At 74.4% G+C, this 14,010-nt stretch carries 11 protein-coding genes; 3 read left to right on the plus strand and 8 right to left on the minus strand.

The window, feature by feature from the left end; translation table 11 throughout:
- Positions 1-109 precede the first annotated feature (109 nt).
- Both AB0L25_RS29325 and AB0L25_RS29330 read left to right on the plus strand, forming a co-directional pair.
- Entirely contained in the window at positions 110-1,147 is a 1,038-nt protein-coding gene (locus AB0L25_RS29325; protein ID WP_500175959.1) for an extracellular catalytic domain type 1 short-chain-length polyhydroxyalkanoate depolymerase, read from the plus strand.
- Between the two features lie 74 nt (positions 1,148-1,221).
- Positions 1,222-2,124 carry an NAD-dependent protein deacetylase gene (locus AB0L25_RS29330; protein WP_500175961.1) on the plus strand — a complete coding sequence of 301 codons (903 nt, stop codon included), beginning with the start codon at positions 1,222-1,224 and terminating at the stop codon, positions 2,122-2,124.
- Between the two features lie 7 nt (positions 2,125-2,131).
- Here the strand turns inward: AB0L25_RS29330 and AB0L25_RS29335 are convergent, their stop codons facing one another.
- The 4 genes from AB0L25_RS29335 to AB0L25_RS29350 all read right to left on the minus strand — a co-directional run bounded on the left by AB0L25_RS29335 (position 2,132) and on the right by AB0L25_RS29350 (position 8,166).
- Positions 2,132-5,182, minus strand: coding sequence for an FAD-binding and (Fe-S)-binding domain-containing protein (locus AB0L25_RS29335; protein ID WP_500175962.1), 3,051 nt, complete (start codon positions 5,180-5,182; stop codon positions 2,132-2,134).
- A 403-nt stretch (positions 5,183-5,585) separates the two neighbouring features.
- Positions 5,586-6,221 carry a TetR/AcrR family transcriptional regulator gene (locus AB0L25_RS29340; protein WP_500175963.1) on the minus strand — a complete coding sequence of 212 codons (636 nt, stop codon included), beginning with the start codon at positions 6,219-6,221 and terminating at the stop codon, positions 5,586-5,588.
- Positions 6,222-6,370: 149 nt separating this feature from the next.
- Complete coding sequence (locus tag AB0L25_RS29345; RefSeq protein ID WP_500175964.1) at positions 6,371-7,213, minus strand: ABC transporter permease subunit; 843 nt, start codon at positions 7,211-7,213, stop codon at positions 6,371-6,373.
- Positions 7,210-8,166 (minus strand): ABC transporter ATP-binding protein, encoded by a 957-nt coding sequence (locus AB0L25_RS29350; protein ID WP_500175965.1) that lies wholly within the window; start codon positions 8,164-8,166, stop codon positions 7,210-7,212. The genes AB0L25_RS29345 and AB0L25_RS29350 overlap by 4 nt, the downstream gene beginning before the upstream one ends.
- Before the next feature lie 220 nt (positions 8,167-8,386).
- Here AB0L25_RS29350 and AB0L25_RS29355 point away from each other — a divergent pair, with 220 nt between their 5' ends.
- On the plus strand, positions 8,387-9,274 hold the full coding sequence (locus AB0L25_RS29355) for an oxygenase MpaB family protein (protein WP_500175966.1): 888 nt from the start codon (positions 8,387-8,389) through the stop codon (positions 9,272-9,274).
- A 68-nt stretch (positions 9,275-9,342) separates the two neighbouring features.
- Here AB0L25_RS29355 and AB0L25_RS29360 read toward each other — a convergent pair whose 3' ends face one another.
- The 4 genes from AB0L25_RS29360 to AB0L25_RS29375 all read right to left on the minus strand — a co-directional run bounded on the left by AB0L25_RS29360 (position 9,343) and on the right by AB0L25_RS29375 (position 13,853).
- Positions 9,343-12,135, minus strand: coding sequence for a DEAD/DEAH box helicase (locus AB0L25_RS29360; RefSeq protein WP_500175968.1), 2,793 nt, complete (start codon positions 12,133-12,135; stop codon positions 9,343-9,345).
- Between the two features lie 131 nt (positions 12,136-12,266).
- Positions 12,267-13,091, minus strand: coding sequence for a twin-arginine translocase subunit TatC (gene tatC / locus AB0L25_RS29365; protein WP_500175969.1), 825 nt, complete (start codon positions 13,089-13,091; stop codon positions 12,267-12,269).
- A 164-nt stretch (positions 13,092-13,255) separates the two neighbouring features.
- On the minus strand, positions 13,256-13,567 hold the full coding sequence (gene tatA / locus AB0L25_RS29370) for a Sec-independent protein translocase subunit TatA (RefSeq protein WP_500175970.1): 312 nt from the start codon (positions 13,565-13,567) through the stop codon (positions 13,256-13,258).
- A gap of 25 nt (positions 13,568-13,592) precedes the next feature.
- Positions 13,593-13,853, minus strand: a complete 261-nt coding sequence (locus AB0L25_RS29375) for a hypothetical protein (RefSeq protein WP_233618025.1) — start codon at positions 13,851-13,853, stop codon at positions 13,593-13,595.
- Positions 13,854-14,010 lie beyond the last annotated feature (157 nt).

Raw genomic sequence — 14,010 nt, forward strand, 5'->3', positions numbered from 1 at the left:
GGGCTCACTCGGGTGAGCGGAGGGGGCGGCCCGGTTTGGCGGGAGGTTCAGGGTGGCGGCGCGGCCGGGGGGCGACCATCCGTGGATCCCCTCTGAGAAAGGCCGACGCATGAATCTCCTCCGCTCGGGCGGACGTTCCCTGCGCGGGTCCGCGGCGCGCGCGGCCGCGGCGACGCTGGTCCTCGCGGTCGCCGCGGCGGCGTGGTGCGCGGACGTGCCGCGGGCCGCCGCGGCCCGGACCGGGTTCCACGAGGTCGCGGACTTCGGCGCGAACCCGGGGAACCTGACGATGTACGCGTACGTCCCGGAGAGCGCGCGGGCCGGGGCGCCCGTGGTGGTGCTGTTCCACGGGTGCGGCGGCGACGCGCGGGACCTGGACGTCGACACCGGCTGGCGGAAGTACGCCGACGCCCTCGGGTTCACGATCGTGTTCCCGGAGCAGAAGGACGAGAACGTCGGGTCCGGCGGGATCATCCCGCACAAGTGCTTCAGCGCGTGGAGCGAGGAGGACCGCACGCGCGCGGGGAACGGCGAGGCGCGCTCGGTCGTGCAGATGGTCGAGTACATGAAGTCGGCCCACCGGGCGGACGCGTCCCGCGTGTTCGTCACCGGCTACTCGGGCGGCGGCGCGGCCACGAACGTGATGCTCGCCGCGTACCCGGACGTGTTCAAGGCGGGCGCGGTGTTCTTCGGGATGGCGTACGGCTGCGCCGACTCGGAGTTCGTCTACTTCGTCACGCCGCCGTTCGGGCCGTGCTCGGGGCGCTTCAACTTCACGTCCGCGCGGGAGTGGGGCGACCGGGCGCGGAGCGCGTACCCGGGCTACGCGGGCCCGCGGCCGCCGGTGCAGATCTGGCACGGCGGCGCGGACCCGATCATCGTGCCGCGGTCGCTGGAGTACCAGACGGCGCAGTGGACGAACGTGTTCGGGATCGGCGGCGCGCCGACGTCCACGACGGCGCCCGCGAGCGGTGTCACCAAGCGCGTCTACGGGAGCGGTCAGCTCGAGACGTACCTGATCGACGACATGGGCCATGAGCCGCCGATCGATCCGGGCTCCGGCGCCGAGCACTGCGGGACGGCGGGCGCGGGGCACGACGCGCTGTGCGGCCCTTACCACGCGTCGCGGTTCTTCGGGCTGGCCTGACCGGCCCTCCCCCGCCCGGGCTCCGGCGCCGCGCCGGAGCCCGGGCACGCGTCCGCGTCGGGCACCATGGAGGGGTGACGCAGGTTGTGGAGCGGGAGGCCGGGCTGCGCGCTCTGGCGGACCTCGTCTCGGACGGGGACGTCGTGGTGCTGAGCGGCGCCGGCATCTCCACCGAGTCGGGCATTCCGGACTACCGCGGTGAGACGGGACGCAGCCGGCAGCGGGGCGAGCCGATGACGTACCAGGCGTTCACCGGCGGCGCGGAGGCGCGCCGCCGGTACTGGGCGCGGAGCCATCTGGGGTGGCGGCACATCAAGGCGGCGCGGCCGAACGCGGGGCACCGGGCGGTCGCGGAGCTGCAGCGCCGCGGGCTGCTGTCGGGGATCATCACGCAGAACGTGGACGGGCTGCACCAGGCGGCGGGGGCGTCCGGGGTGATCGAGCTGCACGGTTCGCTGGACCGGGTGGTGTGCCTGGCGTGCGGGTCCCGCACGCCCCGCGGCTATCTGGACGCGCGGCTGCGCGCGGCCAACCCGGGGTTCGGGGAGCGGCCGGGCGGGCACGCGGGCGGGCATCCCGGCCTGCACGGGCAGGACGGTTCGGTCAACCCGGACGGCGACGCGGAGCTGGACGACCGGGAGATCGACGGGTTCCGGGTGGTGGGCTGCGACCGGTGCGGCGGGCCGCTGAAGCCGGACGTGGTGTTCTTCGGGGAGAACGTGCCGCCCGCGCGGGTCGCGGACTGCTTCGCGCTGACCGAGCGGGCGGGCGCGCTGCTGGTGCTGGGGTCGTCGCTGACGGTGATGTCGGGGTACCGGTTCGTCCGGCACGCGGCGCGGCACGGGATCCCGGTCGGGATCGTGAACCGGGGCCCGACGCGGGGCGACGGCGACGCGCTGGTCACGCTGGACGCGCCGCTGGGCGCGACGCTCGGCGCGCTGCTCGGGGAACTGCCCGAGCCGGCCCCGGCTCCCTGACGTCCGCCTACGGGAGCAGGTCGGCGAGGAGTTCGGCCAGGTGGCGGGGCCGGGCCTGGGTGCCCGCCTCGATCTGGGTGCGGCAGGAGAAGCCGTCGGCCAGGACGGTCGTGCCGGGTCCGGCGGCGCGGACGGCGGGCCAGACGCCCTGTTCGGCGACGGCGGTGGACACCTCGTGGTGGCCGCGTTCGAAGCCGAAGTTCCCGGCGAGGCCGCAGCATCCGGCGTCAAGGGTGTCGGCCTGCACGCCTGCGCGCTCCAGGACCCGTTCGTCCGCGCCGAATCCCATGATCGCGTGCTGGTGGCAGTGCGGCTGGGCGATCGCGCGGGCGGCGGGGCGGCCGGACGGGGCGGCGGGGGGCTGCGTCCCGTGCTCGTCGAGCAGTTCGGCGAGCGTCCGCGTCCCGTCGCGGAGCCGCTTGACGTCGTCCTCGGCGGGGTCGCCCTCCAGCAGTTCGGGCGCGTCGGCGCGGAACACGGCGGTGCAGGACGGTTCGAGTCCGACGACGGGGACGCCGTCGCGGAGGCGGGGCGCGAGGGCCCGCACGGTGCGGCGCAGGACGCGCGACGCGACGTCGAGCTGGCCGGTGGAGATCCAGGTGAGGCCGCAGCACAGCGCGACGGGCGGGACCTCGACCTTGTATCCGGACGCCTCCAGCACGCGGACGGCGGCGCGGCCGATGTGCGGGTGGAAGTTGTTGGTGAACGTGTCGGGCCACAGCACGACGCGGCGTCCGGTGGCGGGGGCGTCGCCGGGTTCGCGGTGCTTGAACCAGTCGGTGAACCGCTGGCGGGCGAACCGCGGAATCGTCCGTTCCCGGGCGATGCCGCCGGCGAGCTTGGCGGCGCGTTCGGCGCCGGGCAGGCCGAGGGCGCCGTTGGCGGCGCGGGGCGCGGCGGCGGCGAGCCGGGCCCACAGCGGCAGCCAGCCCATCGAGTAGTGCGCGGCGGGGCGGAGCCGCCCGGCGTAGTGGTGGTGGAGGAACTCGGCCTTGTAGGTGGCCATGTCGACGTTGACGGGGCAGTCGCTCTTGCAGCCCTTGCAGGCGAGGCACAGGTCGAGGGAGTCGAGGACGTCCGCCGAGCGCCAGCCGTCGGTGATGACGACGGCGCCGCCGGGGCCGGACACGGCCGGGTCGGGGATCGCCCCGGCGGGCCCGGCGCGCTCCCCGCCGGGGGCGGGCGGCATGCCGCGCATCATCTCCATGAGCATGCGGGCGCGGCCGCGGGTGGAGTGCTCCTCCTCGCCGGTGACGCGGTAGCTGGGGCACATGACGCCGCCGGAGGAGGCGCGGCATTTGCCGATGCCGACGCAGCGGGCGGCGGCGTGCGTGAACCGGTGGCGGTCGTCGGGGTAGGCGAACGCGGTGTCGGGTTCGTCCGGCCGGTAGGCGAGGTGGTCGAGGTTCTCGTCGAGCCGGTACGGGTCGACGATCTTCCCGGGGTTCATCCGCCCGCCGGGGTCGAAGATCGCCTTGAGGCGGCCGAACAGCGCGACGACGTCGTCGCCGAACATGATCGGCAGCAGTTCGCCGCGGGACTGTCCGTCGCCGTGCTCGCCCGACAGGGAGCCGCCGTAGGACGCGACGAGCCGCGCGGCGCGTTCGACGAACTCGCGGTATCGTCCGGCGCCGCGTTCGTCCTCCAGGTCGAACGGGATGCGGGTGTGGACGCAGCCCTGCCCGAAGTGCCCGTAGAGGGAGACGGGGTCGTAGGCGAACTCGCGGACGAGGCGGCGGAAGTCGCGCAGGTAGTCGCCGAGCCGCTCGGGCGGGACGGCGGCGTCCTCCCAGCCCTCGTGGGTGTCGGGGCGGCCGCGCGGGTAGGCGGTCGCGCCGAGCCCGGCCTCGCGGACCTTCCAGAGCCGTTCCTCGACGGCGGGGTCGCGCAGGAACGCGCGGCGGGGCTTCAGGGGCGCGTCGCGCATGGCGTCGGCGAGGTCGCGGCCGCGCCGGTCGGCCTCCTCTTTCGTGTCGCCGCCGAACCGGACCATGAGCCAGCCGGACCCGTCGGGCATGTCTGCGAGGACGTCGGGCCCGGCGAGGCGGTCCTCCTCCGCGAGCCGCAGCAGCGTGTCGTCCATGCCCTCGAGGGCGAGCGGCTCGAACGGCAGGATCCGCCGCACCGCCTCGCCCGCGTCGGCGATGTCGTCGTAGCCGAGGACGACCAGCGACTGGTGGGGCGGCACCGGGAACAGCCGGATCTCGGCGCGCAGGACGGTGACGAGGGTGGATTCGGAGCCGACGAGGGCGCGGGCGACGTCGAAGCCGTTCTCGGGCAGCAGCGCGTCGAGGTTGTAGCCGGACACGCGGCGGGGGATGTCGGGGTAGCGGGTGCGGATCTTCTCCATGCCGTCGTCGCGCAGGTCCCGCAGGGCCCGGTAGATCTCGGCGCGGCGTCCGCCCTCCTCCTGGATGCGGGCGTACTCGTCCTCCGAGGTCGGCCCGACCCACATGCGCAGCCCGTCGTAGGTGAGCACCTCGAGGCGCAGCACGGAGTCGGCCATCTTGCCGTAGGCCTGCGCGGAGGCGCCGCAGGAGTTGTTGCCGATCATCCCGCCGATGGTGCAGGTGTCGTGGGTGGAGGGTTTCGGGCCGACCATGAGGCCGTGCGGCGACAGCTCGCGGTCGAGGTCGTCCAGGCAGGCGCCGGGCTCGACGATCGCGGTGCGGGCGCCGGGGTCGACGGACAGGAGGCGGGTGCAGTACTTGGACCAGTCGATGACGACGGCGGTGTTGCAGCACTGCCCGGCCAGGCTGGTGCCGCCGCCCCGGGACAGGACGGGCGCCTCGTGCTCGGCGCAGACGCGGACCGCCTCGGCGCCGGCGTCGACGGTCCGCGGGACGACCACGCCGATGGGCGGCTGCCGGTAGTTGGAGGAGTCGTGGGCGTAGACGGCGCGGGATCCGGCGTCGAACCGGACCTCGCCGTCGACCCGGTCGGCGAGCGCCCGCCGCAGCGCGGCGCTCCCCTCCCCCGGCGCCGCGTCCCGGCGCCGCCCCTTCCGCCCGTTCCGCCCGGGCGTGCCTCGTGCGTTGCGTTCCGCCGATACAGCCATGACCTTCGCGATACCCGCGCTGTACGGTTCAATCCGGCGAGGCGGGCGTCGCGCGGCGCGATGGTGTCCTCGCAGGACGGGACGGCGGCGCGCCAGTCGCGTTCGGTGGCGTCCCACAGCGCGCCGGGGTCGAGGCGGCCGCCGGTGGCGGCGCCGGTGGTGATCTCCAGGACCAGGTCGCGTTCCTCGTCCTCGGCGAGGCCGAAGGCGAGGGCGAGGACGGGCGCGCCGGCGGCGGCGAGTCCCAGGCGGGGAAGCCCAGTCAGGCGTGCTCGCCGCCCGGGCCGACCAGGGCGCCGCGCTCCCCGTCGGCGATCATGGCGTGGTCGCGCAGCGCGCGGGGCCGGAATTCCCCGGTCACTTGGCCCTCCCTCGTCCCGGCGGTCACCCGGTCACGCCCGGGTCACTTCCGGGGGGACGGGCCGTGATCCCCCGCGGCGGCGGGCGGTCCGGTGCTGCGGAGCAGGCCGACGAGCCCGGCGGCGGCACCGGCGGCGTCGGCGCCGGGGTCGACGACGGCGTGCAGCAGCAGGCCGTCGAGCAGCGCGGCGACCACCAGGGCGAGGCCGGCCGGGTCGGCGTCGGGGCGCAGCCCGCCCGCGGCGCGCTGCGCGGCGAGCCGGTCGGCGAGCGCGCCGCGGAACGCCGCGAGCCGCTCGACGGTCGCGCCGCGCAGCTCGTCGTCGTGCAGCCCGTGCACGAGCGCCTCGGTGATCACGCGGAGCCGGGGGGCGCCCGTCCCGTCGCCGGTGGCCTGCGGGGCGGTGAGGCCGGTGATCGCGGCGACGATGCCGTCGAGGACGTCCGGGGCGTCCAGGATCGCCGAGACCGGGCCCTCGAGCTCCTGATCCAGCGCGTGCAGGACGGCGGCGCGGCGCAGCGCGTCCACGGACCCGAAGTAGTAGTGGACCAGCGCGTTGTTCACCCCGGCGCGCTCGGCGACGCCCCGGGACGTCAGCGCGGACCGGCCGCCCTCCCCCATGACCGCCACGGCCGCCTCCAGCAGGCGGACCCGCGTCGGCGCCCCCGAACCCGGCATCCCCGACCTCCAGTTTGGTCACGTGCTGCAAGCACCTGGCCGAAACCGTAGCGTCTCCCCCGCCGGGCGCGGACGTCCCGGCGGCAACGGAAGGACCGGCCCCGCCGGAGCGGGACCGGTCCGTGCGCCGGTGTTCGCGCGGCCGTCCGTCAGGCGTCGCGGCGCTTGAGCAGGTACGCGGCGGCCGCCAGCAGCGCGGCCGTCCACAGGGCGAACACCCCGTACCCGGCCCAGGGCGACAGGACGGCGTCGTCGGACGGCACGGCCGCGGTGATCGCCATGCCCGCGACCGACGGCAGGTAGCCGTGGACGTAGTCGCCGAGGGAGCCCGGCAGCAGCGACGCCAGCGGCGACAGCACCAGCACGAACGCGATCACGCCGGTGATGGCGCCCGCGGTGTGCCGCACGATCGCGCCGATCGCCAGCGAGAACAGCCCGAGCATCGCCAGGTACAGGCCGCCGCCGAAGACGGCGCGCAGCACGCCCGGGTCGCCCAGCCCGACGGGGAGCCGGTCGCCGAGGATCGCCGAGCCGAGGAAGAACGACCCGAACGACACGACGACGCCCAGCACGAGGACGAGGGCGGCGAACACGACGGCCTTCGCCCACAGCATCGGCAGCCGGGTCGGAACGGCCAGCAGACTGGAGCGGATCATGCCGGTGGAGTACTCGGAGGCGATCAGCAGCACGCCGAGCACGCACACCGTCAGCTGGCTGTAGGACAGCCCGGCGCCGAGGAAGAACCCGGCCGGGTCCTCGCCGATCATGGCGCGGTCGCCCTCGTTCATGCTGTCCCACTGCGCGGCGAACACCGCGGCGAGCAGCCCGGTGAAGCCGAGGTGCAGCAGGACGAGCAGGACCAGCGACCACAGCGTCGACTGCACGGTCCGGATCTTGGTCCATTCGGCGAGCAGCAGCGCACCGAAGCCGGGGCGGCGCGCGCCGGCGCCGGGGACCGAGGGCGGCGCCGCGTCGGCGGGGGCGGCGGTCATCGGGTCTCCTCCTTCGCGGGGACGGCGGCCTGGCCGGCGGGCGCGGCGGCGGCGGACGTCCCGTACTCGACGGTGTCGCGGGTGAGCTCCATGAAGGCGTCCTCGAGGGAGCCGCGCCGGGGGGTGAGCTCGTGCAGGACGAGGCCCTCGGCGGCGGCGAGCTCGCCGATCCGGGCGGCCTCGAGGTTCGCGACGGACAGCGCGCCGTCGTCCGCGGCGGTGACCTTGCCGCCCTCACCGGACAGGACGCCGGTGAGCCGTTCGGCGTCGGGGCTGCGGACGACGACCGTCTTGTCGGTGCTGCGCTCGATGAACTCCTCGGTGGAGCAGTCGGCGATGAGGCGGCCGCGGCCGATGACGATGAGGTGGTCGGCGGTGACGGCCATCTCGTTCATGAGGTGGCTGGAGACGAACACCGTCCGGCCGCCGGCGGCGAACCGCTGCATGAGCTGGCGGATCCAGACGACGCCCTCGGGGTCGAGGCCGTTGACCGGCTCGTCCAGGATGAGCACCTCGGGGTCGCCGAGCACCGCCGCGGCGATGCCGAGCCGCTGCCCCATGCCGAGGGAGAAGCCCTGCGCCCGCCGCCCGGCGACGTCGGTGAGGCCGACCAGTTCCAGCACCTCGTCGACCCGCTTGGCGGGGAGGCCCTGGGTCTGCGCGAGGCACAGCAGGTGGTTGCGGGCGCTGCGGCCGGTGTGGACGGCCCGCGCCTCCAGCAGCGCGCCGACGGTCCGCATCGGGGCGGGCAGCCGGCTGTAGTGGTGTCCGGCGATGCGGGCCTCGCCGCTGGTGGGCCGGTCGAGGCCGAGCAGCATCCGCATCGTCGTCGACTTGCCGGCGCCGTTCGGCCCGAGGAAGCCGGTCACCCGGCCGGGCTCCACGGTGAAGGAGAGATCGTGCACGGCGACCTTGGCGCCGTAGCGTTTCGTGAGGTTCTTGGCCTCGATCATGCAGGAGTCCAGGGGGTTGTCGTGAAATTCGGTGACCGTGACGACCCTATCGGCGCGAAATGTCCGGCGGCCTCATTCTCAGGTCGACCCGGCCTCCGACCTGCGCAGTAGGCGCCGCGGGCCGGGACCGCCGCCCGCACCCATTATTGACGTGCCGTCAATAATGGGTGAGGATGCGGGGCACCAGGATCCGGCCGCCGACCGTCCGGGAGGCCCCCCCGTGCCCACACCGCCGATCCCGTCCCCCGAGGCCGCCGCGGATCCGTCGCCGCCCGGCACGGCCGACCTCGCCGCCCGGCTCGCCGACCGGGACGTGCTGCGCGCGTTCGGCGCCGAGCCGATCGTCGGGCTCGGCGCGGGCCGCGCGCTGCTCATGCAGCTCGCGCATCCCGGCGTGGCGCGGGGCGTCGCCGAGCACAGCGACTTCGCCGCCCGGCCGCTGGCGCGGCTGTTCGGCACCCTCGACTTCCTGCTGATCGTCTCCTTCGGGACGCCCGAGGAGGTCGCGAGGATCGCCGCGAAGGTCCGCGGGATCCACACGTCCGTCCGCGGCGAGGGGTACTCCGGCAACGACCCCGACCTGCAGCTGTGGGTGAACGCGACGCTGATCGACTCGGCGCTGTACCTGCACGAGCGGCTGGGCCGGCCCGGCCGCCCGGATCCCGGGCAGGCCGAGGAGTACTACCGGCAGGCGCGGGTCGTCGCCGAGGTGCTCGGCTGCCCGCCGGAGGAGCAGCCGCCCGACCTGGCGTCGTTCCGCGCCTACATGGACGAGATGGTCGCGTCTCTCGAGGTCGACGACAACGCCCGGAAGGTCGCGGCGGCCGTCCTGCACCCGAGGAAGCTGCGCGCGCTCGGCCCGGGCCTCGCGGTGTTCCGCGTCGTCACGGCGGCGCTGCTGCCGGAGCCGCTCCGCGAGCAGTACGGGCTGCCGTGGGAGGCGCGGCACCGCCGCGCCGCCGGGCTGGTGCTGGGCGCGGCCGCTCTGGGCCACCGGGTGACGCCGGGGCCGCTCCGCCGCCCGCCGCAGCCGCTGCTGGTCCGGCTGGCCCGGCATCGCGTCGAGCGGACGCTGCGCGAACGCCGCGCCCGCCGCCGCACCCCCTGACCCCTCCCCCCACCCCCCGCATAAAGGCGACCGACGGCCGGACGGCCGCCAGGTCACCCGATCCGGGGTCAGGTCACGGAGGAGTAGGCGACGACGCCGCGGCGCATCGCGTCCATCGCGCGGCGGGCCGTCTTGCGGACGTGCCCGTTGGCGGGGGACGCGTCGGCGACCTGGCCGAGCAGGTCGAGGAGCTGCTTGACGGCGCGGACGAAGTCGCCGGCGGTCATGTCGCTCGCGAGGAGCACCTCGTCGAGGTCGTCGCCCTTGGCCCACCGGTACGCGGTCCACGCGAACCCCAGGTCGGGCTCGCGCAGGAACGACACGCGGTTGTCGCGTTCGACGGCGTCGAGTTCGCCCCACAGCCGCACCATCGCGGCGAGGGCGTCCTCGGCGCGGCCGGACGGGGCGCGGTGCGGCCCGGTGTCGTCGTCGCGCCGCGACTCGTACACCAGCGCGGACACGCACGCGGCCAGTTCGGCGTGGTCGAGCTTGTCCCACAGCCCGGCGCGGAGGCTCTCGGCGGTGAGCAGGTCGAGTTCGTTGTAGATCTGCCCGAGGCGGCGGCCCTCGGCGGTGACCTCCCCGTTCCGGAGGTAGCCGAGCTGTTCGAGGACGGCGCAGACGCGGTCGAAGGTGCGGGCGATCACCTGGGAGCGGCCTTCGACGCGGCGCCGCAGCTGCGCGGTCTCGCGGTCGAGGCGGTGGTACCGCTCGGCCCAGCGGGCGTGCTGCTCGCGTTCGTCGCAGCCGTGCACGGGGTGGCGGCGCAGTTCGGCGCGCAGCGCGGTGATCTCGGCGTCGTCGGCGGCGGCGGAGTCCCCGCGGGACCGTTTGCGTTCGCGGGCGTCGTCGGGGACCTTGTTGCGGAGGGTGGAGGCGAGGTCGCGGCGGTCCTGCGGGTTGCGGGGGCTGAACGACTTGGGGATGCGGATCCGCTCGACGGGTTCGACGGCGCGGGGGAAGTCCTGGATGGACAGCCGCTGCACGGACCGGTTCACGGTGAGGACGAGCGGGGCGGGCCCGTCGGAGCGGCGGCCGAGGCCGGGGTCGAGGACGACGGCGAGGCCGGAGCGGCGCCCGGACGGCACGAGGATCACGTCGCCGGGCCGGAGCCGCTCGAGGGACTTGGCGGCTTCGGCGCGGCGGGACGCCGACCGTTCCCGGGACAGCTGCGCCTCCCGGTCCGACAGCCGCCTGCGCAGCGCCGCGTACTCCATGAAGTCGCCGAGGTGGCACTGGGCGGCCTCGGCGTACCCGGCGAGCGCCTCCTCGTTCTTGTGGACTTGCCGGGCGAGGCCGACGACGGCGCGGTCGGCCTGGAACTGCGCGAACGACTCCTCGAGGAGGGTGCGGGCCCGTTCGATGCCGACGGCGCCGACGAGGTTGACGGCCATGTTGTAGGACGGGCGGAAGCTGGAGTTCAGCGGGTAGGTGCGGGCGCCGGCGAGGCCGGCGACGGACGCCGGGTCGACGTTGGGCGCCCACACCACGACGGCATGGCCCTCGACGTCGATGCCGCGCCGCCCGGCGCGTCCGGTGAGCTGGGTGAACTCGCCGGGGGTGAGGTCGACGTGCGCCTCGCCGTTCCACTTGTCGAGCTTCTCGATCACGACGGTGCGGGCGGGCATGTTGATGCCGAGCGCGAGCGTCTCGGTGGCGAACACCGCTTTGATCATGCCGCGGGTGAAGAGCTCCTCGACGATCTCCTTGAACGTCGGGAGCATCCCGGCGTGGTGCGCGGCGACGCCCCGCTCGAGCGCGGCGAGGAAGTCATCGTAGCCGAGGACCCGCAGGTCGGCCGGGGGGATGTCGGCGGTGCGCAGCTCGGCGTGGGCGCGGATCTCCTCCGACTCCTCCTTGGAGGTGAGCCGGATCCCGGCGGCGAGGCACTGCTGGACGGCGGCGTCGCAGCCGGCGCGGGAGAAGATGAACGTGATCGCGGGGAGCAGCCCGGCGCGGTCGAGCCGCTCGATGACGTCCGGGCGGGCGGGGGGCCGGTACCGCTGCGGGCGGGGCGCGCGGCGCCGCCCGGTGCGGCGGCCCTGGTTGACCTTGGCGCGGCGCACCTCCTCGACGGCCATGCGGGTCAGCCTGGGGTTGAGGCGCGCCTGCCGGTTGTCGCCCTTGCCGGTGTCGACGAACAGGTCGTGCAGGTAGGTCCCGACGAGCATGTGCTGGAACAGCGGGACGGGCCGGTGCTCGTCGACGACGACGGCGGTGTCGCCGCGGACGGCCTGCAGCCACTCGCCGAACTCCTCGGCGTTGCTGACGGTCGCCGACAGCGCCACGATCCGCACCGAGTCGGGGACGTGGATGATCACTTCTTCCCAGACGGCGCCGCGGAACCGGTCGGCGAGGTAGTGCACCTCGTCCATGACCACGAACGCCAGCCCGGTGAGGGTCGGGGACTGCGCGTACAGCATGTTGCGCAGCACCTCGGTGGTCATGACGACGATGGGCGCCTCGCCGTTCACGCTGTTGTCGCCGGTGAGCAGCCCGACCTTCTCGGGCCCGTAGCGGCGGACGAGGTCGGCGTACTTCTGGTTCGACAGCGCCTTGATCGGCGTGGTGTAGAAGCATTTGGCGCCGCCGGTCAGCGCGAGGTGGACGGCGAACTCCCCGACGACGGTCTTGCCGGAGCCGGTGGGCGCCGCGACGAGGACGCCGCTGCCGTCCTCCAGCGCCTGGCACGCCCGCAGCTGGAAGGCGTCCAGCTCGAAGTCGTACAGGGTGCGGAAGTCCAGCAGGGCGGGGCCGTTCCCGGCGGTGCGCCTGCGGTAGGCGGCGTACCGGGAGGCCGGGGAGTCCCCGGGCCGCTCCTCGGCCTTCCGCCCGGTCGACGTGGTGTCGGGGGAGGTCATGTCTTCGAGCCTACGGTTTCGACCGGCCCGATTCCCAATCCATAACGAACCGGATCCCGGCGGGTCGCCGGGACGCGCCGCCCCGTGCGGGACGGGCGCGTACTGGACGGGCGCGCGCCGGGGGGCGCGGGTCAGCGGGTGCGGCCGCCGCCCTTCTCCAGTTCGGCGTCGATCGCCTCGAGGTCCAGCGGGGCCGCCTCGTCGTCGGACAGCTCCGCGTACGGGTCGTGGCGCGCGGCGAGCCTCCGGTCGTGCAGGAACGCGATCAGCTCGGCGATCTCGAACAGCACGATCGTGGGGAGGGCCAGGGCGAGCATGGTGAACGGGTCCTGGCTGGGGGTGGCGATCGCGGCGAACACGAACACCCCGAACCACAGCAGCCGCCGGGACTTGCGGATCCGCTCGTGGGTGAGCACGCCCGCCAGGTTCAGGACGACCACGAACAGCGGCAGCTCGAACGTCAGCCCGAAGATGAACAGCATCGCCTGGGCGTAGCTCAGGTAGTCCTGGACGCCGACGAGCACGGTGGTGTCGCCCGGCGCGAGCCCGATGAAGATCTCCAGGCCCTTGTCCATCGTCAGGTAGGCCAGGTAGCCGCCCGCGACGAACAGCGGCACGGCCGCCGCCATGAACGTGTACGTCCAGCGGCGTTCCCGCTGGTACAGGCCCGGCGCGACGAACGCCCACAGCTGGTACAGCCACACCGGCGACGACAGCACGGCGCCGATGATCAGCGCGACCTTCAGGTGCACGAAGAAGCCGTCGAAGATGCCGTGGACGACCAGGTCGCACTTGCCTTCGAGGCAGTGCTCGGCGGGGATCCGCGTGTAGGGCTGCTTCAGCCAGTCCCAGATGGGGTCGAAGAAGATCCAGCCGATGATCGTGCCCACCAGCAGGCCGAGGATCGCCTTGACCAACCGGTTGCGCAGCTCACGGAGGTGCTCCAAGAGGGGCATGCGGCCGTCGGATGCGGCGCCGCGCCTGCTCAGCTTCATCATCGGCTTTCGGGCTCGTGTTCGGGTCCGGGGGTCGACGCGGCGGCGGCCCTCGGCACGAGGGCGGGGACCGCCGCGGGCGGGGCGGCGCGGATGGTGCGGTGGAGCGGTGCGCCGCCGCCGGATCAGTGCTTGCGGACCTGGCCCGGGTCCGAAACCGGAACGCCCTGGAGCGGCTCACCGGACGCGAGCGCCTGCGGGCCGCGCGCGTTCTGCTGCGCGCCGGGCGCCTCGGCGGGGGCGTCCTGCTGCTGCGACGCCTGCGCCTTGCGGGCGTCGTCGCCGTCATCGTCGTCGTGCAGGCCCTTGGTCTCGGCCTTCAGGATCCGGGCGGACTTGCCCAGGGAGCGGGCGAGCTGCGGCAGCTTCGCCGACCCGAACAGCAGCAGTACGACCGCCAGGATGATCAGAATTTCGGTCGTGCCAAGTCCAGCCATGACAAATCCTCTTCAGCAGGGGTCCTCACGACGATCGTACGCCGTCTTCGCGCGCTTGTGGCGCCCGAGATCCCTCGAGTCGAGAGAGTTCATCCCGCAGCGCCGACTGTTTCGGCGCCAGCCGTGATCTTGTGCGCTCGAGTTCACGTCCGAACCGCCGCACGCCCAGGTACACCTTGAACGCGCAGTAGGCGAGCACGGCCAGGCCGACGAAGCCCGCCGTCACCGAAACCGCTACCCACGCCACGCCCGCCACCGTAGCCGATCCCGGCGCCACCTTCAGCACGGGCCCGCCTCCGGGACGGCGGCCGCCCCCGGCCCCGCCGGTCCTGGACGGCCGCGCGGGACGGTCGCGCGGGACGGTCGCGCGGGACGGCCGAACCGGACGGCCGGACCGGCGCGTGCGCGTGCGCGTGCGCGCGCCGGGCCGGACGGCGGCGCGG

The organism is Spirillospora sp. NPDC052242, assembly GCF_040679555.1.
Lineage (GTDB): Bacteria > Actinomycetota > Actinomycetes > Streptosporangiales > Streptosporangiaceae > Spirillospora.